We start from the raw sequence: 25183 nt of genomic DNA on the forward strand, positions 1-25183 counted from the left end.
CATCGTGATCCAACAAGAAAGCCGATTAAAAGTCGCAGATAACTCAGGTGCTCGTGAAATCTTAACGATTAAAGTACTAGGTGGTTCTGGACGTAAAACTGCTAATATTGGTGACGTGATTGTTGCTACGGTTAAACATGCAACGCCAGGTGGGGTTGTCAAAAAAGGTGAAGTCGTAAAAGCCGTTATCGTTCGTACTAAATCAGGAGCTCGTCGTACAGACGGTTCATACATTAAATTTGATGAAAATGCTGCTGTAATTATTCGTGATGATAAGAGCCCGCGTGGAACTCGTATCTTCGGTCCTGTTGCACGTGAATTACGTGAAAACAACTTCATGAAGATCGTTTCTCTAGCACCAGAAGTATTATAATCAGGACACGTATCAAAGGAGGTGCGAAACAGTAATGTTTGTTAAAAAAGGCGATAAAGTGAAAATTATCACTGGTAAAGACAAAAATAAAGAAGGCGTTGTATTAGCAGCGTTTCCTAAAAAAGACAAAGTCATCGTTGAAGGTGTTAACATTATGAAAAAACACCAAAAACCAAATCAAGCAGCGCCGCAAGGCGGAATCCTAGAAGTCGAAGCGCCGATTCATGTTTCTAATGTAATGGTGATTGACGGAACAGGTGTAGCTGGTCGTGTAGGTTACAAAGAAGTCGATGGTAAAAAAGTCCGTGTTTCTAAAAAAACCGGTGAAGTCTTAGATAAATAGATTAAAAGGAAGGAGGGGCTTACTAAATGAACCGCCTGAAAGAAAAATATATTAAAGAGATTACTCCATCATTAGTGGAAAAATTTAATTATAGTTCAGTTATGCAAACACCAAAAGTTGATAAGATCGTTATTAACATGGGTGTGGGTGACGCTGTTTCAAACGCAAAAAATTTAGATAAAGCAGTTGAAGAATTAGCATTGATCACAGGTCAAAAACCATTGATCACAAAAGCTAAGAAATCAATCGCTGGTTTCCGTTTACGTGAAGGAATGCCAATCGGTGCGAAAGTTACTTTACGCGGAGAAAGAATGTACGAATTTTTAGATAAATTAGTATCTGTTTCTCTACCTCGTGTACGTGACTTCCACGGAGTAAGCAAAAAAGCTTTTGACGGACGTGGTAACTATACTTTAGGTGTTAAAGAACAATTAATCTTCCCAGAAGTTGATTATGATTTAGTAGATAAAGTACGCGGTATGGACATCGTTATTGTAACTACAGCAAACACAGATGAAGAATCTCGTGAATTGTTGACACAATTAGGTATGCCATTCCAAAAATAATAAAAGGAGGCGAACTACGTGGCTAAAAAATCAATGATTGCTAAAAACAAACGCCCTGCAAAACATTCAACACAAGCGTATACTCGTTGTGAACGTTGCGGACGTCCACATTCAGTTTATCGTAAATTTCATCTTTGCCGTATTTGCTTCCGCGAACTTGCCTATAAAGGTCAAATTCCCGGCGTGAAGAAAGCTAGCTGGTAAACAAGTAAACTCGCATAAAGGAGGTAAATAGTTCAATGGTCATGACAGATCCAATTGCAGATTTTCTAACGCGCATTCGTAATGCAAACATGGTTAAACATGAAAGCTTAGAAGTGCCTGCGTCAAAAATCAAACGTGATATCGCTGAAATCTTGAAACGTGAAGGTTTCGTACGCGATGTAGAATATATCGAAGATGACAAACAAGGCGTGATTCGTGTTTTCCTTAAATATGGTAAAAACGAAGAACGTGTTATCACAAACTTAAAACGTATCTCTAAACCAGGTTTACGTGCTTATGTCAAATCTGACGAAGTACCTAAAGTATTGAATGGTCTAGGAATCGCGATTATCTCTACTTCTGAAGGTGTTGTAACTGATAAAGAAGCAAGAGCAAAAAACATCGGCGGCGAAGTAATCGCCTACGTATGGTAATTTAAAAAAACACACAAGGAGGTGTCTCTAAGTGAGCCGTATTGGTAATAAAATCGTTGTACTTCCTGCTGGCGTTGAAGTCAAACAAGAAGGAAACAACATTACTGTAAAAGGACCTAAAGGTGAATTAACACGTGAATTCTCTTCTGATATCACAATGAATATCGAAGGAAATGAAGTAACATTCACTCGTCCGAATGATAGCAAAGAAATGAAAACAATCCACGGAACAACTCGTGCGAACTTCAACAACATGGTTGTTGGTGTAAGTACAGGCTTTGAAAAAGGTCTTGAACTTATCGGGGTTGGGTACCGTGCTCAAATGCAAGGGACTAAATTAGTTCTTAACGTTGGGTACTCTCATCCAGTAGAAATCACACCACCAGCTGGTGTAACTGTAGAAGTACCTTCGAATACACAAGTAGTTGTAAAAGGCGCTAACAAAGAACACGTTGGTGAATTAGCAGCGAATATTCGTGGTACTCGTCCTCCAGAACCTTATAAAGGCAAAGGAATCCGTTATGTTGGCGAATTCGTACGTCGTAAAGAAGGTAAAACTGGTAAATAATAGCGACTTGAGAGTTATTTTTCAACTCAGTTTGAAAAATAACGATCCGTTGTCTATCGCAGCTTAGTAGCTAGCAAATATAAAGAGGTGACAATTGTGATTACAAAACCAGACAAAAATAAAACACGTCAAAAGAGACATCGTCGTGTACGTAACAAAATTTCTGGTACTGCTGAGTGCCCACGCTTGAACGTATTCCGTTCTAACAAAAACATCTACGCGCAAATCATTGATGACGTAGCGGGTGTAACGCTAGCAAGTGCCTCTGCCTTAGATAAAGAAATTTCAGGTGGAAACAAAACAGAAACAGCCGCAGCTGTTGGTAAATTAATCGCTGAACGTGCCGCTGAAAAAGGCGTTAAAGTAGTAGTCTTTGACCGTGGTGGATACCTTTACCATGGCCGCGTGCAAGCTTTAGCTGAAGCAGCGCGTGAAAATGGACTAGAATTTTAGGAGAAGGAGGAACACCATTCATGGTTTATATTGATCCAAAACACTTGGAATTAGAAGACCGCGTGGTTTCTATCAACCGTGTAACTAAAGTTGTTAAAGGTGGACGTCGTCTACGCTTTGCAGCACTAGTTGTTGTGGGAGATAAAAACGGTCACGTTGGCTTTGGGACTGGTAAAGCACAAGAAGTGCCAGAAGCAATCCGTAAAGCAATCGAAGACGCGAAGAAAAACTTAGTTGAAGTGCCTATGGTTGGTTCTAGTATCCCTCACGAAGTGATCGGGGTATTCGGTGGTGGCCGTATCCTTATGAAACCTGCAGTAGAAGGTTCTGGGGTAGCCGCTGGTGGACCAGTTCGTGCCGTATTGGAATTAGCTGGTGTAGCTGATATCACATCAAAATCATTAGGTTCGAATACACCAATCAACGTTGTTCGCGCAACTGTTGATGGTTTAAAACAATTAAAACGTGCCGAAGAAGTGGCAGCACTTCGTGGTAAATCTGTAGAAGAAATTTTAGGATAAGGAGGACAAAAGAATGGCTGAATTAAAAGTTACATTAAAACGCAGCATCATCGGACGTCCTCAAAACCAAAAAGATACAGTAAAAGCATTAGGTTTAGGAAAAGTAAACAGCTCTGTTGTCAAACCTGCTAACGAAGCAATCAAAGGTATGATCAACACTGTGTCACATTTAGTGGACGTTGAAGAAGTTTAATTTACAATAGTACATTGTTAAGGAGGTGCCAAACCAATGAAACTTCATGAATTGAAACCTGCTGAAGGTTCACGCCAAGTACGTAACCGTGTTGGACGTGGTACTTCATCTGGTAATGGTAAAACATCTGGCCGTGGACAAAAAGGGCAAAAAGCTCGTTCAGGCGGTGGTGTAAGACTAGGATTTGAAGGGGGTCAAACTCCATTATTCCGTCGTTTACCAAAACGCGGCTTCACGAACATCAACCGTAAAGATTATGCAGTCATCAACTTAGATGTCTTAAATCGTTTCGAAGATGGAACTGAAGTAACACCTGCAGGCTTGATTGAAGCTGGAATCGTGAAAAACGAAAAAGCTGGAATCAAAGTTCTTGCTAATGGTGAATTAACAACTAAAAAATTAACTGTGAAAGCAGCTAAATTCTCTAAAGCAGCAGAAGAAGCAATTGTTGCAGCTGGTGGATCAATCGAGGTGATCTAATGTTTAAACTATTAAAAGATGCTTTTAAAGTAAAAGACATTAGATCAAAAATTTTGTTTACTGTATTCATTCTTTTTGTATTTCGTTTAGGTGCGCACATAACTGTACCTGGCGTAAATGCAAAAGGTTTGCAAGACTTAAGCAATTTGCCATTTTTAAATATGTTGAATATGGTCAGTGGTAGTGCTATGCAAAACTTCTCTATCTTTTCGATGGGGGTTTCGCCTTACATTACAGCATCGATCATCATCCAATTATTACAAATGGATATCGTACCAAAATTTGTAGAATGGTCGAAGCAAGGTGAAGTTGGACGTAAGAAATTGAATCAAGCAACAAGATATCTAACGATTGTCTTGGGTATTGCTCAATCTATTGGGATTACTGCTGGATTTCAACAATTAAGTTCAGTTGGGATCGTAAAAAATCCTAACATCAGCACTTTTGTGATGATCTCTGTAATTTTAACTGGTGGAACAATGTTTGTTACATGGTTAGGAGAACAAATTACTGAAAAAGGGATCGGTAATGGGGTTTCAATGATTATCTTCGCTGGGATTATTTCTCGGTTACCAGAAGGAATCAAAGAAATCGTTGACGATTACTTTATCAATATTGACTCTTCTAAAATTTGGCAATCTGCTATTTTTATTGCAATTTTAATCATTGCAATTTTGGTTATTGTTACATTAGTAACATTTTTCCAGCAGGCAGAACGAAAAATTCCGATCCAATATACAAAACGTGTTTCTGGTGCGCCGACTAGTAGTTATTTACCGTTAAAAGTAAATGCTGCAGGGGTTATCCCAGTTATCTTTGCTAGTTCGTTGATTGCAACGCCGAATGCTGTTTTACAAGCCTTTTCTAAGAGTTATTCTGGTGAAGGTTGGTATGATGTAATGACGCAAATTTTTAGTTACAATACCGTTCCAGGTGCGATTATTTATACTGTACTGATCGTTGCTTTCACATTCTTCTATGCTTTTGTTCAAGTTAACCCTGAGAAATTAGCGGAAAACTTACAAAAACAAGGAAGTTATATTCCAAGCGTACGACCAGGTAAAGGGACAGAAGAATATATTTCTGGAATGTTAATGAGACTAAGTGTTGTCGGTTCGATATTCTTAGGTTTAGTTGCGCTATTACCGATCATTGCTCAAATGATTTGGAAATTACCGCAGTCTATCGGTCTAGGAGGAACGAGCTTACTGATTGTAATAGGTGTTGCTTTAGAAACAGCGAAACAATTAGAAGGTTTAATGTTGAAACGTCAATATGTTGGCTTTATCAATAAGTAGGAGTCGTGTGTTGAGGATCATCCTCAGCACCATTCTCTCGCTAGGCTAGCTTCAAAAGCCAGCCTTTAAAATTAGGAGGAAATGAAATGAACCTCATTTTAATGGGATTGCCTGGGGCAGGCAAAGGAACTCAAGCAGAACAGATCGTGGATACTTATGGTATTCCTCATATTTCTACAGGAGATATGTTCCGTGCTGCTATGAAAAACGAAACTGCTCTTGGCTTAGAAGCGAAATCCTATATCGATAAAGGTGCTTTGGTTCCGGACGATGTAACAAATGGAATTGTCAAAGAACGTTTGGCAGAACCTGATACTGATAAAGGTTTTTTATTAGATGGTTTTCCACGTACTTTGGATCAAGCAGAAGCATTAGATAAAATGTTAACAGAATTAAATAAAAAAATTGATGCTGTCATCGACATCCATGTTGAAGAAGAGATTTTGGTTGAACGCTTAGCTGGCCGGTTTATCTGCCGCTCATGTGGAGCAACGTATCATAAAATCTTCAATCCTCCTACTGTAGAAGGAACATGTGATCGTTGCGGCGGACATGAATTTTATCAAAGAGAAGATGATAAGCCTGAAACGGTCAAAAACCGTCTGGCAGTCAACATCAAAAGCAGTGCACCTATTTTAGACTTTTACAAGGCTAAAAATGTATTGCATACAATAGATGGGAATCGCGAGATCGATACTGTTTTTTCTGAAGTGAAAGAAATCATTGAAAAAAAATAGTTATCTGATTTGCCGCATACTTACCATTTGTGTTTGATTCAGATTCTCTTGCCAAATAGAATAGTTTATGATAGAATATAACAGTCCGACTTCTACCTTTTTGTGGGAGCTTAATTGAAAATTCTAGGTGGGAGCTGAAGTTTCCGCCATTTTATCGTGTGAAAATGCGAAACAAGTACAAGGAGGTACTGTGCGTGGCTAAAGAAGATATGATTGAAGTCGAAGGTACAGTCGTCGAAACTTTGCCGAATGCAATGTTTAAAGTTGAACTAGAAAATGGACACCAAGTTCTTGCTACTGTTTCCGGTAAGATCCGTATGCATTATATTCGTATTTTACCTGGAGATAAAGTAACTGTAGAGTTATCTCCATATGATTTAACTCGTGGTCGAATCACTTATCGCTTTAAATAATTGTACTCCGTAAAATTCAGGGAGGTATTATCATGAAAGTAAGACCATCAGTAAAACCAATGTGTGAACATTGTAAAGTAATTCGCCGTAAAGGACGTGTTATGGTCATTTGCCCAGCAAATCCAAAACATAAACAACGTCAAGGATAATAGGAGGTGTAACGTAGAATGGCTCGTATTGCAGGAGTAGACATCCCTCGTGATAAACGTGTAGTGATTTCCCTTACTTACATTTTTGGTATTGGTAACACTACTGCTAAAAAAGTTTTAGCAAACGTTGGCGTATCTGAAGATATTCGTGTTCGCGATTTAACAAACGAACAAACAGATGCTATCCGTGCGGAAATTGATAAGTTAAAAATTGAAGGTGATCTTCGTCGTGAAGTGAACTTGAACATCAAACGCTTGATGGAAATCGGTTCATACCGTGGAATCCGTCACCGTCGTGGATTACCAACTCGTGGACAAAACACGAAAAATAATGCACGTACTCGTAAAGGCCCAGCTCGTACTGTAGCAGGCAAGAAAAAATAATTCCTAAGTGAAGGAGGTTAGATCTTCATGGCAGCAAAAAAAGTTAGTCGTAAACGCCGTGTGAAAAAGAATATAGAAACTGGGATTGCACATATCCATTCTACATTCAACAATACAATTGTAATGATCACTGACAGTCATGGTAATGCATTAGCATGGTCATCTGCAGGTTCATTAGGTTTTAAAGGAAGCAAAAAATCAACACCGTTTGCAGCTCAAATGGCCGCAGAAGCTGCAACTAAAGCAGCACAAGAACATGGACTTAAAACTGTTGATGTAACAGTTAAAGGACCTGGTTCTGGACGTGAAGCAGCGATTCGTTCATTGCAAGCAACAGGTTTAGAAGTGACTGCAATTCGTGACGTGACTCCAGTTCCTCATAATGGATGCCGCCCTCCAAAACGCCGTCGTGTTTAATGAGTGCCACTCATTCTGAGTTTGAATTAAGAACGTCATTGAACAAGACACTTTTCGTTTTGAAAGGGGTATAGATAAGAATGATTGAATTTGAAAAACCAAGAATCGAAAAAATTGATGAGAATAGAGATTATGGCAAGTTCGTCGTTGAACCACTGGAAAGAGGTTACGGGACTACTTTAGGCAATTCTCTACGTCGTATTTTATTATCTTCTTTGCCGGGAGCCGCTATTACCAATATTCAAATCGATGGTGTGTTGCACGAATTCTCTACCATTAAAGGTGTAAGAGAAGACGTAACTCAAATTATCTTGAATATCAAAGGTTTAGCATTAAAGCTTTATGCAGAAGAAGAAAAAACCCTTGAGATCGATATTACAGGACCTGCTACAGTAACTGCTGGCGATATTATCGTTGACAGCGATGTTGAGATCTTGAATAAAGATTTAATTATCTGTAGTGTCTCTGAAGGAGCTACTTTCCATGCTCGCTTAACAGTGAAACCTGGTCGTGGCTATGTTCAAGCAGACGAGAACAAAAAGGAAGATATGCCAATTGGTGTTCTACCTGTTGATTCCATCTATACGCCAGTTCGTCGTGTGAACTACCAAGTAGAAAACACTCGTGTTGGTCGTCGTGATGACTTCGACAAATTAACAATGGAAATATGGACTGATGGTTCAATCATTCCTCAAGAAGCCCTTAGCTTAGCTGCTAAGATTATGACGGAGCATTTAGACATCTTTGTTAACCTTACTGATGAAGCGAAAAACGCTGAAATCATGGTTGAAAAAGAAGAAACGCAAAAAGAAAAAATGCTAGAAATGACCATCGAAGAACTAGACTTGTCTGTTCGTTCATACAATTGTTTAAAACGTGCAGGTATTAACACTGTACAAGAACTTACAAATAAATCTGAACCAGAAATGATCAAAGTACGTAATTTAGGTCGTAAATCTCTTGAAGAGGTTAAACTAAAACTACATGATTTAGGTTTAGGCTTACGTAAAGACGATTAATACTTTTTACGAAGGAGGAAAACCAACGTGGGTTATCGTAAATTAGGACGCACATCAAGCCAACGTAAGGCAATGTTGCGTGACTTAACAACTGATTTAATTATCAATGAACGTATCGTTACGACTGAAGCTCGTGCGAAAGAAATCCGTTCTACAACAGAAAAAATGATTACTTTAGGCAAACGTGGAGATCTTCATGCTCGTCGTCAAGCAGCTACTTTTGTACGTAACGAAGTTGCTAGCGTACGTGAAGAAGACGAAAAAATCGTTGTTGAATCAGCTTTACAAAAGTTATTCAATGACCTTGCACCTCGTTACGCTGAGCGCCAAGGTGGTTACACTCGTATCTTGAAGACAGAACCAAGACGCGGAGATGCAGCACCAATGGTAATTATCGAATTTGTTAAATAATCAAACTATACCGTCACTTTATAGATGATTCTTTTAGAGTGTTATGATGTTGGAGGCGACTCCTAGTCTAGCTCAACGCTTTCCCTGTCGAACTTGGTTCGGCAGGGGAGCACTCATCATATTATAAGGTGTATTTTTTTGTCCTAAGATTTTTTGTCTTAGGACTTTTTTGTTTTGTACAGATAATAGTGATAATGTTTGTTATGTTATTGCATCCAAGTGTAATTTTTAGTATACTTTTATTAGTCGGAATTTTCAGATAAAATAAGATAGAGCTTTAAAGGGGGAGTAACATGGCACAAATGACAGCTTTTACGCTATTGATGGCCATTTTGTATATTGGAGATGTTGTATCAAGTAAGACTAAAGCATGGATTTCATCTGTTTTTGTCTGTGCAGTATTATTTGTTATAGGTTATTGGACATTTTTCCCAGAGAACATCGTTGAGATTGCTGGAATCCCACCAGTAGTTGCAACATTATTGATGTATCTGCTGATTACAAATATGGGAACATTGTTATCAATCAAAGAACTAGCAAATCAATGGAAAACAATCGTGATCACACTTTCTGGGATTTAGGAATCGTTGTACTATTACTGACGGTAGGCTCATTGGTTTTTGATTACAAAACTGTTCTAGTCGCTGTTCCACCACTTGTTGGAGGAGTGGTGTCTTCGCTGATCATGTCAGAAGCGGCTCAAACGGCTGGCTTAACGTCACTATCGGTATTAGCAATTTTGATTTATGTGATGCAGGGCTTTGCTGGTTATCCGTTAACTTCGATCATGCTGAAAAAAGAAGGAAAACGAATGCTTGAAAAGTACCGCAGTGGGGAATGGACACCTGTTCACGAACAAGAAAATGGAAAAGCTGAAACTGATGAAGATATACCAAGGTTATTTAGAAATATTCCTGAAAAATACCACACTGATTTTTCTCGGATCTTTCGGTTGGCAATCGTAGCGTGGGCTGCATATTATGTTTCAGTGTGGTGTGCACCTTTTATTTCAATTAGCCCATTTGTTTTATGTTTATTCTTTGGTGTTGTAGCGTCTTCACTAGGTTTTCTAGAGAAACAACCATTGAAAAAAGCGAATAGTTTTGGTTTTGCGATTTTAGGATTAATGTTATTTATTTTTGACGGATTGAAAAAAGCCACGCCAGAGATGCTAGAAGAATTATTTTTACCAATGGTCGGTATTATTGTGATTGGTGTTAGTAAGGAAATGGCTTTTGCAGTTTCGTTAACGGCCCTATACGGCTTCCCAGCAGATTATATTATTACCAATGAAGTTATTCAGTCATTGACCGAAGATGAAAAGGAAAAAGAAGCACTGACAAGTCATATGATGCCGCCGATGTTAGTGGCTGGATTTATAACAGTTACGATCGTATCCGTTGTTCTTGCAGGAATCTTTTCAAGTATCTTATTGAGTTTATAGAAATGAGGGAATAAAATGAAAGAATTAAAAGCGTTGATTCAAAAGGATAAGAAAGAAATGATCGATTTTAGAAGAGACCTCCATCAACATCCTGAATTGCAATTCGAAGAATTTAGAACAACAGAAAAAGTTGCTGAAGCGTTGGAAAAAATCGGTATCCCTTATCGGAAGACAGAACCTACAGGAATCATTGCAGAACTTGTTGGCGGTCAACAAGGAAAGACCGTTGCTTTACGGGCGGATATGGATGCGTTGCCTGTTCAAGAATTGACTGACGGAATTTCTTACAAGTCATTAGAAGATGGGAAAATGCATGCATGTGGGCATGATGCCCACACAGCAATGCTGTTGACTGCAGCAAAAGCGTTAAAAGAAGTACAAGCAGAGATCAAGGGAACTGTTCGTTTTATTTTCCAACCATCAGAAGAAAATGCTCAGGGAGCTAAAGCAATGGTCGCTCAAGGTGCAGTAGAAGGTGTGGATGATGTTTTTGGGATTCATATTTGGTCACAGATGCTTTCTGGAACGGCTTCTTGCGTTGTAGGCTCATCATTTGCTTCAGCAGATATTTTTTCGATCGACTTTAAAGGGCGCGGTGGACATGGTGCAATGCCGGACGCTTGTGTAGATGCAGCTGTGATTGCTTCTTCTTTTGTGATGAATGTGCAAGCAGTCGTTTCTAGAGAAACGAATCCGTTAGATCCGGTTGTCGTGACTGTGGGTAAAATGGATGTTGGCACTCGATTTAATGTGATTGCTGAAAATGCTCGATTAGAAGGCACTGTGCGCTGTTTTAGTATAGAGACACGTAATCGTGTGGAAAAGGCTTTAAAACGCTATGCTGAGCAAACAGCAGCTATGTACGGTGGTACAGTTACTGTAGACTATAATTATGGCACAGTTCCTGTAATCAATGATGAGGAGGATGCATTATTTGCTCAAGCAATCATCAAAGAAAGCTTTGGTGAGTCAGCGCTGATTCAAGAACCACCAACCACGGGAGGGGAAGATTTCAGTTACTTTACTGAGAATACATCGGGCTGTTTTGCTTTGGTCGGCTGTGGAAATCCAGAAAAAGATACACAGTGGGCCCATCATCATGGACGCTTTAATGTGGATGAAGATGCTATGGAAATTGGTGCGGAATTATATGCGCAATATGCATTTGAGTATTTGAATAAATAGCAACTGCTTAAAAGGATGAGAGAAGACTAATTTAGTTTTCTTTCATCCTTTTTAAGTTATTATAAGTAAAATAAGTTAATCAGCTGAAAAAAATTCTGTCTTGACAGATAAGAATACACATAAATTGACTTATTTTGTTATAATAGAGAATAGTGCAAGGTTAAGAAGAGATGATTGAAAAAACACTGATTTTTTGTTAGTGTTAGAAAGACTAAATAATTGAGGGAGTACGCGATGCAACCGATAATTGAATTAAAAAATATCGATTTTAACTATCAACCAGAAGATGCTTCTCCCGCTTTGAAAGATGTATCTTTTTCCATCCAACAAGGTGAGTGGATTGCAATTATTGGACATAATGGGTCCGGGAAATCAACATTGGCAAAAACAATCAATGGATTGTTGCTACCTGCTTCAGGCAGTATTTCAGTTGGTGGTAAAGAACTGAATGAAACTAATGTTTGGGATATTCGTAAAATGGTAGGAATGGTGTTTCAAAATCCTGATAACCAGTTTGTTGGATCAACAGTAGAAGATGATGTCGCATTTGGCTTAGAGAATCAAGGGATTCCTCGTGAGGAAATGCTTGGCAGAGTTAATGATGCGTTAGGAAAAGTTCGAATGAGTACTTTTGCTACACGTGAACCAGCTCGTTTGTCTGGTGGCCAAAAACAGCGTGTAGCAATTGCTGGTGTTGTGGCTTTGCGCCCAGATATCATCATTTTGGATGAAGCGACAAGTATGCTTGATCCTGAAGGACGGGAAGAAGTTATTTCAACAATCAAAAAAATTAAAGAAGAAAGTAATTTGACGGTTATTTCAATTACCCATGATATTGATGAAGCGGCAAATGCCAATCGAATTTTAGTGATGAAGCAAGGGGAATTGGTTAGTGAAGGCACACCAGAGAAAATTTTCTCAGCTGGAACTGAATTGATCCAGATGGGTTTAGATCTTCCTTTTCCAGAAAAACTAAAAATTGCTTTAAAACAACGTGGCGTTGATGTGCCAGATGACTATTTGACTGAAGAAAGGATGGTGGATTGGTTATGGACATCCGTTTTGAACAAGTAGATTTTACGTACCAACCCAACACACCATTTGAACAACGGGCATTATTCGATTTGAATTTGACGATAGAAAATGGTTCTTATACAGCGATCGTTGGGCATACTGGTAGTGGGAAATCCACTTTGCTGCAGCACTTGAATGCTTTAGTAAAGCCAACAAAAGGTACCGTAACGATTGGGGATAGAGTGATCGTTCCTGAAACAAATAATAAAAATTTAAAGCCGATTCGTAAAAAAGTTGGTATTGTCTTTCAATTTCCGGAAGCACAATTATTTGAAGAAACAGTCGCAAAAGATATCGCCTTTGGTCCAAAGAACTTTGGCGTATCAGGAGAAGATGCTGCGAGATTAGCTGCTGAAATGCTTGATTTAGTTGGCCTAGATGCTAGTTATTTAGAACGCTCTCCATTTGAATTATCTGGGGGCCAAATGCGTCGCGTAGCGATTGCTGGTGTTTTAGCGATGGAACCGGAAGTGTTGGTTTTGGATGAACCTACAGCAGGGCTCGATCCACAAGGACGTAAAGAAATGATGGAAATGTTTCAGCGCCTACACGAAGAACGTGGGATGACGATTGTTTTGGTAACTCATTTAATGGATGATGTGGCTAATTATGCAGACCATGTGATCGTATTAGAACATGGTCAAATCGTTAAGGCTGGCACACCACAAGAAGTCTTTCAGGATATTGATTGGCTGAAGGAAAAACAATTAGGTGTACCAACTGCTGCGACCTTTGCAGAAAAATTACAAGCGAAAGGTTTTTCTTTTGAAGAATTACCATTGACTGCTGAAACTCTAGCAGATGATTTATTAAAAGGATTGAAAAAGGCGGGTGAAGGCCTGTGATGAACAAACTGATTTTTGGTCGTTATATCCCGGGAGATTCATTTATTCATACGATGGATCCAAGAGCAAAATTGATCGCTAGTTTCTATTTTATCGGTATCATATTTTTAGCGAATAATTGGCAAACGTATGGCGTACTAGCTATTTTTACATTATTTGCAATTTTTCTTTCCAAAGTGAATATTCGCTTCTTTATTCGCGGAATCAAACCGCTGATTTGGCTGATTTTATTTACAGTCGCTTTACAGATGTTGTTTACTCAGGGTGGAGAAGTTTACTTTAAATGGGGAATTTTTACGATCACGGAATTTGGAGTGATCAATGGTTTGTTTATTTTCTGCCGTTTTGTGTTGATTATTTTCATGTCTACATTATTAACGCTGACAACACCACCTCTTGATTTGTCAGATGCGATCGAGTATCTATTGCGTCCGCTAAAAGTGGTGCGTTTTCCTGTTCATGAAGTCTCATTGATGTTATCGATTGCTCTTCGTTTTGTCCCAACATTGATGGATGAAACAGAAAAAATCATGAATGCTCAACGTGCCCGTGGTGTCGATTTCGGTGAAGGGAATTTGATTCAGAAAATGAAAGCTGTTGTTCCATTATTGATTCCACTGTTTGTTAGTAGTTTTAATCGAGCAGAAGATTTAGCAACTGCAATGGAAGCACGCGGTTATCAAGGTGGAGATGGACGGACGAAATATCGGATTCTTCATTGGCATTTGACTGATACGGTTGTGATGCTGGCATTTGCTGTGTTAACTGCAGTGTTGATTTTTATAAGAAGTTAGAAGTAAAGGTGGAAAAGAAATGCCGCGCTATAAAGCAATAATCGCGTATGATGGAACGAATTTTAATGGATTTCAGTCTCAACCAAATGGACGAACGGTTCAAGAAGAAGTTGAAAAAACATTAAGAAAAATGAATAATGGTAAAACAATCACGATTTTTGGTTCAGGTCGGACGGATGCCGGTGTTCACGCTTTAGGACAGGTTATTCATTTTGATTACCCACAGGCGAGAGAGTTGGAACGGATGCGTTATGCATTAGATACTCAAACACCAGAAGATATTGCGGTAAAAAGTGTGGAAATCGTTTCTGATGAGTTCCATGCTCGTTATCATGTTATTGAAAAGACCTATCAATTTCGGGTGGATATTGGTAAACCGAGAAGTCCGTTTAAACGTTTCTATGCTAGTTATTTTCCTTATGAAGTCGATACTGAGAAAATTCAACGAGCACTGACCGATTTAGTAGGAACACATGATTTCACGTCATTTTGTGCTTCTGGAAATGAGATAGAAGATAAAGTTCGAACGATTCATGAAGCAAGTCTTGAGGTCAATGAAGCAGGAGACGAACTGGTTTTTACATTTCGTGGGAATGGTTTTTTGTATAAGATGATTCGGATTTTGGTAGGAACACTTCTAAAAATGGGAAATGGACGAATGGATGAAACAAGGATTCCTGAAATCATTGCAGCCAAAGATCGAAATTTAGCTGGACCAACAGCTCATCCAGAAGGATTGTATTTGGTTGAAGTAAAATATGAATAATAGCAAAAAAAGTTCTTAGCTTTAGATAGGCTGAGAACTTTTTTACGTATATTATTAATAACTAGGAAAAATATTGATCAATGAGTAAATCCATATGATTTTAAGCCATCTTGCTCATGAAAAAGAATATGTGCCTGATCAAGCTCGTCTAATGCACTTTTTAAATCTTTAATAAAATCATGAGCCAAGTTCATTCCAAAATCTTCACGAACAACAATTCGATGAACGAGAGTATTCGTCATATTTTTTGGTAGAGGATAAGTAGGAACTTGCCAGCCTTTCATCCTTAAGCGATCTGAAAGATCGTAAAGTGTCCATTGGATTTTTTCATTTTTAGTTAGGGAATAGCAAATGACAGGCAGTTCACTTCCATTATTGATAACATCAAAAGCAGACAGTTTTGCCAATTCGTTCCCTAAAAAGTTAGCGACTGATCGTGTTTTTTGATGAATCGCCTGATAACCCTCAAATCCGTAACGTAAAAAATTATAGTATTGACCAATGATGTGAGAAGCACTATGTGAAAAATTGATGGCCATTGTAGGCAAATTTCCTCCCAAATAACTCACTTCAAAAATTAGTTCTTCTGGAAGGTACTTTTTCCCGCGCCAGATGACCCAACCGACGCCTGGATAGACTAGCCCATATTTATGCCCAGATGTGTTGATTGAAACAACAGTGCTCAAACGAAAATCCCAAATCAATTCTGGATCGACAAAAGGAGCAAAAAGTCCGCCAGATGCACCATCTACATGAATATAAACTTTGTAGTCAGTTGTTAGATTATATTGTGTAACTAAATAATCTAACTGTTTGATATCATCATATTTTCCGGTATAAGTGATGCCAAGAATACCCACGATACCGATTGTGTATTCATCGACATAATCCATAACTGTTTCAAGGTCCAGTGTCATTTCTTTTGGATCCATCGGGACTTCACGCAATTCAACATCCCAATAAACGCCGAATTTTTCCCAGCATACTTGATAACCAGAAGAAATGACTAAATTCGGTTTTTTCTTGGTTATATCTAAGCCTAAGTTTTGGACACGATTCCGCCAAGCAAACTTCATCGCCATTCCTGCTAACATACAAGCTTCTGATGATCCAATCGTTGAGGTACCTAGATACTCTTCAGCTTCATTTGCATGCCAGAGATCAGCGATCATATTGACACAACGATTCTCAAGTTCTGTTACTTGAGGATACTCAGACTTGTCGATGGCATTTTTTTCTAAGGTATGGGTCATCAAGTCAACTGCTTCTGGTTCCATAAATGTTTGGCAGAATGTCGCTAAGTTTTGACGAGCATTGCCTTCGTCCAATAGTTCATCTTCCACCAGCTGATGTGCAATACGCGGTTCGATTGATTTTTGAGCCAAGCGATATTTGGGTAACGTTGTTCCTTCTGCTTTTGTACCAAAAATCGGTTCTAAGTAATCGGTTTCCTCATGGTTCCTTTTTTTATGCAGCATTTGTCTTCACTCCAAAAAAATTAGTCAGAAGAATTTCTTCTGACTATAGTATATAACGTTGAGTGAAATAAGTCGTACTCTTAACTCATCTAGCGTAAATTCATTATTCTTGGATAATATTCTTTTTCTCAAAAAGCTGCTGTAATGTCCGATATAAATCAGCTAACTCTTCTTCATCATAAGATAAATCCCAGAAGTAAAGTGGCAATTCTGGATATTTTTTTCTAGGTAATAGAGAAGAACTGATCACCAAATCATATTGTTCATTTAACTCTTCCTGATAAGGAGCAGAATCCACAAAGCCTAAATCATTTAAAAACTGATAGATCCTTCTAACTAAAAGAAAATTATGTTCAAAAGCAACACCGATTTTTAAATGCTCAGAATGTTTTGGTTTATCATAAGCAGGGAGTAACACACTTTTGTATGTTTTGACCAGTGAGTTTTTGATCGTATAAATAAATTTATATTCTTTTTCCTTTGCTTTTTCATCAAAGAAGACCTGAATCTTTGTTTCAAGAAGCTCATCTGCTTTTTTCTTTTTACGTGGTAATTCCACCAATGTTTGAAGATTAGGGAAAGGTTGGCGCAAGACAAAAAAAGTAAAGGTAATATTAAGCAAATTACCAATAATAATGGGTTTATTGAGAACTTCTGGCTCTTTTTTGAAGATATCAATCTTAGCATATTCTAGAAATTCCTGAACCAACTCATACACAGGATTTGGTCGTGTTGAGAAATCGTGTAGTGTTTGAGACAGTGACGGATCATCATCTAAGGTATAAAAAGGAGCATAGTGAGCTAAGAAAAAGATAAAACTGCTTTCTCCTTTACTGTATTTAGGAGGTAATGCTTGAACGGGACCAAGCTCTTTATTCAGACGTTCAAAATCATAGTAAGGATTATCCATCATCAAAAAGTCATATTTGTCATCATAACAAACATAAATTTTTTTACGAGTACGACAAAGAAAAATAGCCGCAAAATAGGTCAATTCTTTAGACCCTAAATATGTTCTGGATAACGGAAAATATTCAGAAAATGCACTGGCAAGTCTTTCTGCATCTTCACGGGCAACAATTTTAAATGGCCAAACAGTTCCTCTTGTTCCTAACCACAAAGCATCGAAAAGTGCGACTCTGACAGCACGTTCATCACCAATCAAGTTTGCTTCGGTATATGTAAATCGCAAATTATATTGTTTTACGTGTTTTTTCAAAGGCAGCATCTTTCTGGAGACTGTCGAACGACTCACGTAATAACGTTGACAAAAATCATCTATGTTAGGAGAATCATGGTTTAAAAAATAAAGAATAAATTGAAATGGAACCGATTTTTTTAATAGAAAATATCGGTATTCATCAATTGTTACAAGCAATTTGGTACTGTCGATTTTTCCTGCTTTTTGTAAAATCGATGGGTGAGTAGAGATTACTTTAACTAAATCATTATTTATTTCATTTACGATAATAAATGCCTGCTGATAATTCAAAGATAGTTCTTCAGATAATTGAGTAATAGAAATATCTGATTGATTGATTTGTGTAATTCGTTTGAATACTTTAAATTTTGTAAGCATTCCCGAATCCATCATCAATTCCTCATATAGCATGCTAATCACTTCCTTGCCCCTATTCTACTGTACTTTATAGTCAATTGTCAGCTAAGACGATAGTTGCAGGACACTTAGTTGCTCATTTTTGACAAAAAGACGAAATTTCGATCGGAATGAACAAAAGATAAAACAGAATGAACATTATTTCTCTTTTTGACCAAAAAAAGTATCAGGATGAAAGATAAGCTTGCGTACGATTTAAGTCAAAAAAGAGATAAGATAAAACTCAATGAGCTCTATCTTATCTCAGTTATCAATTGGGAATTGTTTCTTTTTTTAGCTTGACCCAAATCAAACCAATCATAAAACCAAGGACTGAGGGAACGACCCAACCCATACCGATTGCAAATAAAGGCAAGTAATTCTCAGCGATTTTTAAAATAGTTGTAACAAGTGCATTTGATTTGATAAAATCAGGTGCACTATTCAAAGCATCAAGTAACGCAGCAAATAGTGTCACATAAGTCGTCATGCGATAGACTTCCTTACGATGGTGAAAAAGCGGGCTGATGATCACTAAAATCATCAATGTCATTGCTAATGGATAAAGAAACATCAATACAGGGACTGAAAATTGAATGATATTTGTTAACCCAACATTGGCAAACAGACAGGGTAAAATACTAGCTGCTGCAATGTAAAATGCATAAGAACCTTTTGGAAATAGCTCACTGAATGTTTCAGAACAAGCTGTAATTAATCCAATTGCTGTTTTCAAACATGCGAGGATCACAATAAATGCAAGCAAAATACTACCTAAATTGCCCAAATAATGGTTAGCAATCTGTGCTAAAGCAATCCCGCCATTCTCACTAAGAGGGAATTTTCCTAAACTCATCGTTCCCATATAGGATAACAATGTATAGATGATTCCCATCAAGACGATACTTACTGCACCAGATTTTATTGTATCTTTAGCAATATCATTTGGTTTTTCTACACCCATACCTCTAATCGTCGAAACAATGATGATTCCGAAAGCCAGAGAAGCTAGTGCATCTAATGTATTATATCCTTCAGTAAAGCCCTTGAAAAAAGGATTTGTCGCATAAGTTTCAGCGACAGGTGCAGAAGATATAGATCCTAACGGAGTCAGGAAAGCAAATAAAATCAAAATCGCTAATAAAAATAGAAATAATGGATTTAAAAATTTGCCTACATAACCCAATAACTTAGTCGGTTTACGTGAAAAGGCCCAGGCAACCAAAAAGAACAGCGCTGAAAAGATTGCTAAAATCAATTTATGCTGATCACTTGGAATAAAAGGCGCTAACCCAATTTCAAACGATGTCGTTGCTAAACGCGGTAATGCAAAGAACGGTCCAATCGTCAGATATAATAACACAGTAAAAGCAACGGCATAACGTCGGTTGACCCGAGTCGCTAAATCAAAAACCCCATTACTTTTGGAAATACCGATAGCAATCACACCTAAAAACGGTAAGCCGATTCCTGTAATCAAAAAGCCCAGATTAGCTAGAAAAATACTAGCGCCAGCCTCTTGCCCCATATGAACAGGAAAAATCAGATTTCCCGCTCCGAAAAATAAGCCAAATAGCATGGAACCTACATAAAGGTAATCACGCCATGATAATTTCTTTGTCACATTTCAACACTCCTTAAACTTTGTCCTTACTAAAAGTACCAGAATAAGAAGAGCACAGCAAGTGAATTTTCAGAAAAAGCTTGAGGTTTTCAGAGAACATTAAAGAACACTGAGATTAATCGACAAAATACGCAAATTGATAATCATCGCAGAACGTTCCGTTGATAAAAAATTCATCTTTAAATAAAGCCTCTTGGATAAACCCATTTTTACGGTAAAACTGAATCGCTTTAGTATTTGATCCCATGACCCGCAATGAAATTTTATGAATCCCTTCTTTAGCTGCGGCATCTTTTAAATAATCCAGCAATTGTCGACCAATACCCAATGACTGACTGTCTGGATGAACACCGATACCAAACATCCATTGTTTTTTATGAGAAAGCAGAGGTGTTGGATGATGAACATCAACAAATCCATGAACTTTGTTCCCATCAGCAGCGACAAAAATGATTCGTCCGTCTGTTTTTTCTTTGTATTCATCAACAGACTCATAATAATGAAGTACTGGAGAATTTTCATTTGACCAAATCGTATTTTCTATCTCGAGTAACGCTGGAAAATCATTTTCTTTAATAGGTCGAACTGCTATCTTTCTTTCCATTATGTCTCTTCTTTCGTAGTGTTTTTTTCAGAGAAACGTTCTTCTAGTTTTTGTTTATGTGAGGTTAAAATATCTTCAAAACGAATATCGTATTTGTCGGCCAAAATAAAAATATTATCTAAAACATCGCCAAGCTCTTCAGTTAAATCCTGAACTAGACTTTCTGTTGTTTTTTCTTCTTCATCTGGACGATCACGACCAATTTCTATAGCACGTACAGCACGAGCAACTTCTCCAGTTTCCTCAGATAAAAAGCCTACACGAATAAACGAATTGAGTTCGTACCATCCTCTTTTTTTGTAAAATTCACTGATCCATTCTTGGTAGTGTTGAAGTTTCACATAAATCCCTCCAGTCTATTTTACTATAGTAGCATAGAGGATCGGAAAAGTGAAAATACCCAAGTGAATGGCTTTTTAAATAACGGTTGTTTTGTATAGAATGTTTATAAAAATATTATTTAATTGTGGAAAAAAATTTCTCTTTCTTGGATAAAAAACTGTTTAGATGCTTGTTTATAAAGGTTTATATAATTTTTATATAATTTACCCTTGCGTTTACTTTTATATATCAAGATGCTATTATGAGTTGAAAAAATAACTAATTAGGAGCGTTTTATGAAAAAACAAACAAAAGTCGTTTTGGTGAGTGGTTTAATTTTATTAGGGGTTCTAATGAATAGTGGTCAAGTTTTAGCGTATGAAGCAGGTGATGTTGATCCAATTCAAAATAATCAGCAAATCTTGGATAAAGTGGACAATGGTGATATGGAATTAAAAGGTTGGATAGGAACGTTTGATCCAACAGAAACACCAGATCCAGAACAGCCCACACCTAGTGATACAGATGCATCATGGGTCAATGTGATGATGCCTGTTACTGTTTTATTTGGATCATTAGAATCAGATAAAGGATCTGTTTATGGACCAACATATGAAATTAAAAATAATTCCGTTAAAGGTGTTAAAGTCTTAGCACAAAATGTGACAGCTGTTGCTAATGCGATTGATTCAGGGCTTGACTTGAATATGGTAGCAGATAACGGCACAGTGACTATTCCTTTGGTTAAAACGGATGGTTCACTTTTAGATACTGCAACAGAAGTTAAAGCCTTGACTACAGGGGGAAGTGTTGATTTCACCTTACAAGGACAATTTTCAGGTGTTTATCCGACTGTTGAAAAGGGCCCGCTTACACCGAAATACAACTTATCTTTAAAGTTTGACGTACAATAATTCAACTAAGAATTAAACTTCTTTATCCAGTTTAATCGAATGAAGAGGTTGAAAATAAGAAGTGAAGCATACATATCAACTTTCTTCATTCGTAAAACTTTTTAAGTGAGGTAACAATGATCATGAAAAATAAACAATACATATTGTTGGTGTTTCTCCTTACGTTCCAATCACTAGGACAAATTAGTCCAGTCTTTGCTGAAACAATTGCAAGTGAAGAAGAAAATTTGAGTGAACTAGAGAACGACCAACAAAAAAATGAACTTCAAGATAACTTACATATAATAGAACTTCCCAAAGTCAATACAGATTCTCCAAATCAATCAGCAAGTGACTATTCCGAAACAGAAGCTCTCGATAAGTTAGAACCACCAAAAAATGAGAATCAGCCGGAACCCATTGCATTAGCTGAAGAAATAGTTATTGAGGGATACACTTATGTAAAAGTGAGCACGCGCCAAGCATTTCTAGAAGCAGCCAAATTGAAGAAAAATATTGTATTGACTGCAGATGTAGAATTGCTATCAGGTGATCAAGCTGAAATAATTGCTGGTTTTCGCTTACTGGGACGTGTCAATAAAGCTGATAAAAAAAATAAACTGACGTTAAATACTTTTGCTGAAACAGAACAGCACAGGGGGCTTTATGCATTAGATGTAACATTTGGGTATGGTGATGTTTTTGTGTCAGATATTGTTATTGATAACAAAGACAATGGCGGGATTATTTCATTTGAAGAAAAGATCATAGGCACACAATATTTTGATGCTGTGGAGTATACGTCTAATGGTGGTCAAGCCTTTGTTGCTAAAAACGGAATAATCGTTATCAACGATTCTACATTCACTCAAACAAGCACTCTAGAACGCTACAATAAAGCATTTGCGGAAACATCTCATTTATTCTTGTCTGGAAAAACAACCATCAATCACGATGGTTTCTCCAATGATGTTCGAGTAGGTCCTTTTTTATCTATACAACAAAGCTCAATAAGTTCTGGAAGGGTTGAGATTTTAGAAAATGCTATCGTTTCAATTGAAACCAAAAAGTCGTTTGTTTCAGGGACTGGCTATGAAAACTTTACATTGGATGTTGGTGAGAACGCGACATTCACATTGAAAGTTTCTGGTGATTTAATTGAGTCACCAACTTCTAAGAGACCGTTACATTATATATTTGGGGAAAAATCTTCTGTTACTCTGATGGATGAAAGCAAAAAAAATAAAAAAACAGGGATGGATTTGACAAGATTCATTCCGTTAAGAGGTACTACTGGTGAATTTGTGATCAGTGCAGGGATGGATTTGGTGGTCGATTCGAATAATCGTTATAGTATATTTGAACAAGAATCGCTGGAAGATGCCATTCCAATTGTGATTCCTGCAACCACCAAAAGAGTGATTCTTCAAAATGGACGTTCTGACAGTAATCCTGCTACTACAGGGAAAATTTTCAATTTAATCGGCAATGGACAAGGAAATCTGTTTGTGAACAGCAGCCGAATTGATTTATACCGTAAAGGAAATTTATCTGTTGCAACAGGCGCATTTATTAATGTGACGGCCGCGATCAATCACGATGGACGGGAAAAAGGAAATACTCAGATTATTTCCTCTACAAATAGTAACTTTGCTGATACTTATGCCGCAATTTATGATGATGAGACAGCCAAAGTTAGATTTGCTGCAGAAGTGATTGTTCCGCTAACCGTTGAAGAACTAAAAGATACAGCAACGAAAATTACAGGAACCTCTCACCCAGATGCTACAGTAAATATGAAGGGATTCTTCATAGATGGTACTCCTTTTGAACAAGCTGTAAAAGTTACTAAAAATGGTACGTTTACCTATGAATTACCTCAAGCACTTCAAGTAGGCTCAACGGTAAAATTTTCAGCTTCTGTTGGAGGGGAAGGCGCCGTAACTCAAATTGATAAACAGGTTATTGATACGTTACCGCCCACCGCTAAACCAATACTACAAGGCATTTCGATCAATGAAATCGCTGGATTTGATGTCTCAAAAATACTAAAAGATATTCATGACAACAGTGAAATACCTCCAACTGTTGAAGTGATCAATCCATTAGAAGCAAAGGTTGGACGACAAGAAGTGATGGCTAAATTGACAGACTCAAGTAATAATACTAGTGAAATCATGGTTCCGATTTTTGTGTATGATGACCATAGTCAAGTGGTTTTGACCTCAGAAACAACTGGATTTTTACTTTGGGGATTAGATATAGACGTTTATCCAGAAGATGTGACAGGTGATATATCGGATTATTTAAATCAACGAATTGAAAGAAAGATTTGGTCCGAAAAAGAAGAACTATCAAACGATGACTTTAAAGTTCAATCAACAGATTTAGAGGAAATCCCTTTACCGGGAGAGTATCAAGCTAGTTTTGCATACAAGGAACAAATTCTGATCATAAAAATTCATGTGCTGGATAAAAAGGAAAAAATCAACGTTATGATTCCAAAAAAAGTTTTTTTTGGCACTAACGATCTACTAGCCAATCAAATTATTTCTCCCCAATATGAAGTGAAAAACAACAGTTCCGCTCCGATTACATTACGTGTTTTAGGGCTGACAGAAGAAGCTGTTTCAGATTTTGAACTCGTCGATTTATTTGATAAAGATAAACAGAAACAACAAGCAAGTATGAGTATTAAAACCGAAGATGCAGAAGTCCATTTAAATACAGCAATGGATGAACAAGTTTTAGGTCAACTCTCCGGAGAAAGCAGTAAAACCTTCACTCTTCAAGGGTCATATTTTGGCACATACGAAAAATTGTTACAACCACAGTATAAAATTAAACTAGGATTTCAGGTGAATGATGAAAACTAAAAGACAACGAATTTATTTAGATCCAAAAAAATACACAACAAAGCAAGAGTTGATCACAGCTATAAAAAAAGTGGACCCAAAAATTGAGGATATAAAAGAATTTGACTTTGAGGTAGCGACCAATCATATCCCTTTGGTCATAGAAGTTAAGAAAAAAGATAGCGAGCAATTCCAGAGCATTTCAATACAAAAACATTCTTTTAAAAAATGGTTATATCTGACTTTATTAATCGTCTTGATTTGTACTTTAGGAGGTTACTTATGGCACATAAAAAATCAAGAAGAACTAGTTCAGACTAGCATAATCCCAAGCGAACTTGCGCCGGATATCAAGGATGCAAAAAAAATCGATAAAAATGAACTAATCAAAAAAATGCAATCGGCTGTAGATGATGGCTATTTTAATTTGCAGATGGATACTGAACTGATTTTCAATTCAGCAAAAGAAAATGGAAAAATCCAGATAATCAATCCAGAACAAAACAAAAGTATCATTGCAGTAGAAGTTTTTTTACAAGAGGAAAATGATTTGATTTATGAATCTGGTAGTATCTACCCAGGTCAATATATCAATAAAAGAAAGCTAGCGAAGGATTTAGCTCAAGGAGAATATCAAGCATATGCTAAGGCGAAGATCTATGATCAAAAGACAAAAAAGGAACAAACAACCTCGATTGTTAATTTAACTATTCAAGTAAAAAACTAAGAACCTAAAAAAT

Annotated in this window: 31 protein-coding genes and 1 pseudogene; 27 read left to right on the plus strand and 5 right to left on the minus strand. The window is 37.4% G+C overall.

Annotated features, from left to right (window positions below; genetic code table 11):
* Positions 1 to 4 precede the first annotated feature (4 nt).
* The 24 genes and pseudogenes from rplN (at position 5) to truA (ending at position 15071) form a co-directional block, all read left to right on the plus strand.
* Positions 5 to 373 (plus strand): 50S ribosomal protein L14, encoded by a 369-nt coding sequence (gene rplN / locus IGL98_RS02510; protein ID WP_010761680.1) that lies wholly within the window; start codon positions 5 to 7, stop codon positions 371 to 373.
* A 34-nt stretch (positions 374 to 407) separates the two neighbouring features.
* The gene (gene rplX, locus IGL98_RS02515) at positions 408 to 716 is read left to right on the plus strand and encodes a 50S ribosomal protein L24 (RefSeq protein ID WP_010761679.1); all 309 of its coding nucleotides are present in this window, start codon (positions 408 to 410) and stop codon (positions 714 to 716) included.
* 26 nt (positions 717 to 742) lie between these two features.
* Entirely contained in the window at positions 743 to 1282 is a 540-nt protein-coding gene (gene rplE / locus IGL98_RS02520; RefSeq protein ID WP_010766217.1) for a 50S ribosomal protein L5, read from the plus strand.
* A gap of 18 nt (positions 1283 to 1300) precedes the next feature.
* On the plus strand, positions 1301 to 1486 hold the full coding sequence (locus IGL98_RS02525) for a type Z 30S ribosomal protein S14 (protein ID WP_002356214.1): 186 nt from the start codon (positions 1301 to 1303) through the stop codon (positions 1484 to 1486).
* Positions 1487 to 1521: 35 nt separating this feature from the next.
* The gene (rpsH, locus tag IGL98_RS02530) at positions 1522 to 1920 is read left to right on the plus strand and encodes a 30S ribosomal protein S8 (RefSeq protein ID WP_010761677.1); all 399 of its coding nucleotides are present in this window, start codon (positions 1522 to 1524) and stop codon (positions 1918 to 1920) included.
* Between the two features lie 31 nt (positions 1921 to 1951).
* Entirely contained in the window at positions 1952 to 2488 is a 537-nt protein-coding gene (gene rplF / locus IGL98_RS02535) for a 50S ribosomal protein L6 (protein ID WP_206846232.1), read from the plus strand.
* A gap of 96 nt (positions 2489 to 2584) precedes the next feature.
* Entirely contained in the window at positions 2585 to 2941 is a 357-nt protein-coding gene (gene rplR / locus IGL98_RS02540; RefSeq protein WP_010761675.1) for a 50S ribosomal protein L18, read from the plus strand.
* Positions 2942 to 2961: 20 nt separating this feature from the next.
* Positions 2962 to 3462 (plus strand): 30S ribosomal protein S5, encoded by a 501-nt coding sequence (gene rpsE, locus IGL98_RS02545; RefSeq protein ID WP_069645934.1) that lies wholly within the window; start codon positions 2962 to 2964, stop codon positions 3460 to 3462.
* Between the two features lie 13 nt (positions 3463 to 3475).
* Positions 3476 to 3655, plus strand: coding sequence for a 50S ribosomal protein L30 (rpmD, locus tag IGL98_RS02550; RefSeq protein ID WP_069645933.1), 180 nt, complete (start codon positions 3476 to 3478; stop codon positions 3653 to 3655).
* 36 nt (positions 3656 to 3691) lie between these two features.
* Positions 3692 to 4135, plus strand: a complete 444-nt coding sequence (gene rplO, locus IGL98_RS02555) for a 50S ribosomal protein L15 (RefSeq protein WP_206846230.1) — start codon at positions 3692 to 3694, stop codon at positions 4133 to 4135.
* Positions 4135 to 5433: a preprotein translocase subunit SecY gene (secY, locus tag IGL98_RS02560; RefSeq protein WP_206846228.1), complete on the plus strand. Its 1299-nt coding sequence runs from the start codon at positions 4135 to 4137 to the stop codon at positions 5431 to 5433. Before rplO ends, secY begins: the two co-directional genes overlap by 1 nt.
* Before the next feature lie 86 nt (positions 5434 to 5519).
* Positions 5520 to 6170 carry an adenylate kinase gene (locus tag IGL98_RS02565; protein WP_010766212.1) on the plus strand — a complete coding sequence of 217 codons (651 nt, stop codon included), beginning with the start codon at positions 5520 to 5522 and terminating at the stop codon, positions 6168 to 6170.
* Between the two features lie 194 nt (positions 6171 to 6364).
* Positions 6365 to 6583 carry a translation initiation factor IF-1 gene (gene infA / locus IGL98_RS02570; RefSeq protein ID WP_002356224.1) on the plus strand — a complete coding sequence of 73 codons (219 nt, stop codon included), beginning with the start codon at positions 6365 to 6367 and terminating at the stop codon, positions 6581 to 6583.
* Between the two features lie 32 nt (positions 6584 to 6615).
* Positions 6616 to 6732: a 50S ribosomal protein L36 gene (gene rpmJ, locus IGL98_RS02575; protein WP_002288710.1), complete on the plus strand. Its 117-nt coding sequence runs from the start codon at positions 6616 to 6618 to the stop codon at positions 6730 to 6732.
* A gap of 18 nt (positions 6733 to 6750) precedes the next feature.
* Positions 6751 to 7116 (plus strand): 30S ribosomal protein S13, encoded by a 366-nt coding sequence (gene rpsM / locus IGL98_RS02580; RefSeq protein WP_010766211.1) that lies wholly within the window; start codon positions 6751 to 6753, stop codon positions 7114 to 7116.
* Between the two features lie 27 nt (positions 7117 to 7143).
* Positions 7144 to 7533, plus strand: coding sequence for a 30S ribosomal protein S11 (rpsK, locus tag IGL98_RS02585; RefSeq protein WP_010761668.1), 390 nt, complete (start codon positions 7144 to 7146; stop codon positions 7531 to 7533).
* An 80-nt stretch (positions 7534 to 7613) separates the two neighbouring features.
* Complete coding sequence (locus IGL98_RS02590) at positions 7614 to 8552, plus strand: DNA-directed RNA polymerase subunit alpha (protein ID WP_010761667.1); 939 nt, start codon at positions 7614 to 7616, stop codon at positions 8550 to 8552.
* Positions 8553 to 8579: 27 nt separating this feature from the next.
* Positions 8580 to 8963 carry a 50S ribosomal protein L17 gene (rplQ, locus tag IGL98_RS02595; RefSeq protein WP_010761666.1) on the plus strand — a complete coding sequence of 128 codons (384 nt, stop codon included), beginning with the start codon at positions 8580 to 8582 and terminating at the stop codon, positions 8961 to 8963.
* Positions 8964 to 9256: 293 nt separating this feature from the next.
* A pseudogene (locus IGL98_RS02600) lies at positions 9257 to 10407 on the plus strand (hypothetical protein).
* 15 nt (positions 10408 to 10422) lie between these two features.
* The gene (locus IGL98_RS02605; protein WP_206846225.1) at positions 10423 to 11592 is read left to right on the plus strand and encodes a M20 family metallopeptidase; all 1170 of its coding nucleotides are present in this window, start codon (positions 10423 to 10425) and stop codon (positions 11590 to 11592) included.
* 234 nt (positions 11593 to 11826) lie between these two features.
* Positions 11827 to 12666 (plus strand): energy-coupling factor ABC transporter ATP-binding protein, encoded by an 840-nt coding sequence (locus IGL98_RS02610; RefSeq protein ID WP_206846222.1) that lies wholly within the window; start codon positions 11827 to 11829, stop codon positions 12664 to 12666.
* Positions 12642 to 13511, plus strand: coding sequence for an energy-coupling factor ABC transporter ATP-binding protein (locus IGL98_RS02615; RefSeq protein WP_206846219.1), 870 nt, complete (start codon positions 12642 to 12644; stop codon positions 13509 to 13511). The genes IGL98_RS02610 and IGL98_RS02615 overlap by 25 nt, the downstream gene beginning before the upstream one ends.
* A complete protein-coding gene (locus IGL98_RS02620) occupies positions 13508 to 14305 on the plus strand; it encodes a CbiQ family ECF transporter T component (protein ID WP_206846216.1) in 798 nt (265 codons plus the stop codon). The genes IGL98_RS02615 and IGL98_RS02620 overlap by 4 nt, the downstream gene beginning before the upstream one ends.
* Positions 14306 to 14324: 19 nt before the next feature.
* Positions 14325 to 15071 (plus strand): tRNA pseudouridine(38-40) synthase TruA, encoded by a 747-nt coding sequence (gene truA / locus IGL98_RS02625; RefSeq protein ID WP_206911563.1) that lies wholly within the window; start codon positions 14325 to 14327, stop codon positions 15069 to 15071.
* 77 nt (positions 15072 to 15148) lie between these two features.
* Here truA and IGL98_RS02630 read toward each other — a convergent pair whose 3' ends face one another.
* The 5 genes from IGL98_RS02630 to IGL98_RS02650 form a co-directional block, all read right to left on the minus strand.
* Positions 15149 to 16549, minus strand: a complete 1401-nt coding sequence (locus IGL98_RS02630; RefSeq protein ID WP_206846210.1) for a glutamate decarboxylase — start codon at positions 16547 to 16549, stop codon at positions 15149 to 15151.
* 103 nt (positions 16550 to 16652) lie between these two features.
* Positions 16653 to 18161 (minus strand): helix-turn-helix domain-containing protein, encoded by a 1509-nt coding sequence (locus IGL98_RS02635; protein WP_206846255.1) that lies wholly within the window; start codon positions 18159 to 18161, stop codon positions 16653 to 16655.
* A 256-nt stretch (positions 18162 to 18417) separates the two neighbouring features.
* Positions 18418 to 19770, minus strand: a complete 1353-nt coding sequence (gene brnQ, locus IGL98_RS02640; RefSeq protein ID WP_206911564.1) for a branched-chain amino acid transport system II carrier protein — start codon at positions 19768 to 19770, stop codon at positions 18418 to 18420.
* A gap of 115 nt (positions 19771 to 19885) precedes the next feature.
* Entirely contained in the window at positions 19886 to 20374 is a 489-nt protein-coding gene (locus tag IGL98_RS02645; protein WP_206846205.1) for a GNAT family N-acetyltransferase, read from the minus strand.
* Positions 20374 to 20715 carry a MazG nucleotide pyrophosphohydrolase domain-containing protein gene (locus IGL98_RS02650; protein ID WP_206846203.1) on the minus strand — a complete coding sequence of 114 codons (342 nt, stop codon included), beginning with the start codon at positions 20713 to 20715 and terminating at the stop codon, positions 20374 to 20376. Before IGL98_RS02650 ends, IGL98_RS02645 begins: the two co-directional genes overlap by 1 nt.
* A gap of 276 nt (positions 20716 to 20991) precedes the next feature.
* On the opposite strand from IGL98_RS02650, the gene IGL98_RS02655 reads away from it, so the two are divergent.
* The 3 genes from IGL98_RS02655 (at position 20992) to IGL98_RS02665 (ending at position 25170) form a co-directional block, all read left to right on the plus strand.
* Positions 20992 to 21609: a hypothetical protein gene (locus tag IGL98_RS02655; RefSeq protein WP_206911565.1), complete on the plus strand. Its 618-nt coding sequence runs from the start codon at positions 20992 to 20994 to the stop codon at positions 21607 to 21609.
* Between the two features lie 122 nt (positions 21610 to 21731).
* The gene (locus IGL98_RS02660; RefSeq protein WP_206911566.1) at positions 21732 to 24464 is read left to right on the plus strand and encodes a hypothetical protein; all 2733 of its coding nucleotides are present in this window, start codon (positions 21732 to 21734) and stop codon (positions 24462 to 24464) included.
* Complete coding sequence (locus IGL98_RS02665; RefSeq protein ID WP_206911567.1) at positions 24451 to 25170, plus strand: hypothetical protein; 720 nt, start codon at positions 24451 to 24453, stop codon at positions 25168 to 25170. Before IGL98_RS02660 ends, IGL98_RS02665 begins: the two co-directional genes overlap by 14 nt.
* Positions 25171 to 25183: the final 13 nt, after the last annotated feature.

This window comes from Enterococcus sp. DIV0840 (genome assembly GCF_050527835.1).
Classification (GTDB): domain Bacteria; phylum Bacillota; class Bacilli; order Lactobacillales; family Enterococcaceae; genus Enterococcus_L; species Enterococcus_L ureasiticus.

Excerpts from the sequence above, each read along its gene's own strand:
- rpmJ (WP_002288710.1), top strand. The coding sequence starts at position 6,616 with ATGAAAGTAAGACCATCAGTAAAACCAATGTGTGAACATTGTAAAGTA.
- rplO (WP_206846230.1), top strand. The coding sequence starts at position 3,692 with ATGAAACTTCATGAATTGAAACCTGCTGAAGGTTCACGCCAAGTACGT.
- rpmD (WP_069645933.1), top strand. The coding sequence starts at position 3,476 with ATGGCTGAATTAAAAGTTACATTAAAACGCAGCATCATCGGACGTCCT.
- rplX (WP_010761679.1), top strand. The coding sequence starts at position 408 with ATGTTTGTTAAAAAAGGCGATAAAGTGAAAATTATCACTGGTAAAGAC.
- IGL98_RS02660 (WP_206911566.1), top strand. The coding sequence starts at position 21,732 with ATGAAAAATAAACAATACATATTGTTGGTGTTTCTCCTTACGTTCCAA.
- IGL98_RS02605 (WP_206846225.1), top strand. The coding sequence starts at position 10,423 with ATGAAAGAATTAAAAGCGTTGATTCAAAAGGATAAGAAAGAAATGATC.
- rpsK (WP_010761668.1), top strand. The coding sequence starts at position 7,144 with ATGGCAGCAAAAAAAGTTAGTCGTAAACGCCGTGTGAAAAAGAATATA.
- IGL98_RS02565 (WP_010766212.1), top strand. The coding sequence starts at position 5,520 with ATGAACCTCATTTTAATGGGATTGCCTGGGGCAGGCAAAGGAACTCAA.
- IGL98_RS02665 (WP_206911567.1), top strand. The coding sequence starts at position 24,451 with ATGATGAAAACTAAAAGACAACGAATTTATTTAGATCCAAAAAAATAC.
- IGL98_RS02590 (WP_010761667.1), top strand. The coding sequence starts at position 7,614 with ATGATTGAATTTGAAAAACCAAGAATCGAAAAAATTGATGAGAATAGA.
- truA (WP_206911563.1), top strand. The coding sequence starts at position 14,325 with ATGCCGCGCTATAAAGCAATAATCGCGTATGATGGAACGAATTTTAAT.
- rplE (WP_010766217.1), top strand. The coding sequence starts at position 743 with ATGAACCGCCTGAAAGAAAAATATATTAAAGAGATTACTCCATCATTA.
- IGL98_RS02615 (WP_206846219.1), top strand. The coding sequence starts at position 12,642 with ATGGACATCCGTTTTGAACAAGTAGATTTTACGTACCAACCCAACACA.
- IGL98_RS02630 (WP_206846210.1), bottom strand. The coding sequence starts at position 16,549 with ATGCTGCATAAAAAAAGGAACCATGAGGAAACCGATTACTTAGAACCG.
- IGL98_RS02635 (WP_206846255.1), bottom strand. The coding sequence starts at position 18,161 with ATGCTATATGAGGAATTGATGATGGATTCGGGAATGCTTACAAAATTT.
- IGL98_RS02610 (WP_206846222.1), top strand. The coding sequence starts at position 11,827 with ATGCAACCGATAATTGAATTAAAAAATATCGATTTTAACTATCAACCA.
- rpsH (WP_010761677.1), top strand. The coding sequence starts at position 1,522 with ATGGTCATGACAGATCCAATTGCAGATTTTCTAACGCGCATTCGTAAT.
- rpsE (WP_069645934.1), top strand. The coding sequence starts at position 2,962 with ATGGTTTATATTGATCCAAAACACTTGGAATTAGAAGACCGCGTGGTT.
- IGL98_RS02645 (WP_206846205.1), bottom strand. The coding sequence starts at position 20,374 with ATGGAAAGAAAGATAGCAGTTCGACCTATTAAAGAAAATGATTTTCCA.
- IGL98_RS02655 (WP_206911565.1), top strand. The coding sequence starts at position 20,992 with ATGAAAAAACAAACAAAAGTCGTTTTGGTGAGTGGTTTAATTTTATTA.
- secY (WP_206846228.1), top strand. The coding sequence starts at position 4,135 with ATGTTTAAACTATTAAAAGATGCTTTTAAAGTAAAAGACATTAGATCA.
- rpsM (WP_010766211.1), top strand. The coding sequence starts at position 6,751 with ATGGCTCGTATTGCAGGAGTAGACATCCCTCGTGATAAACGTGTAGTG.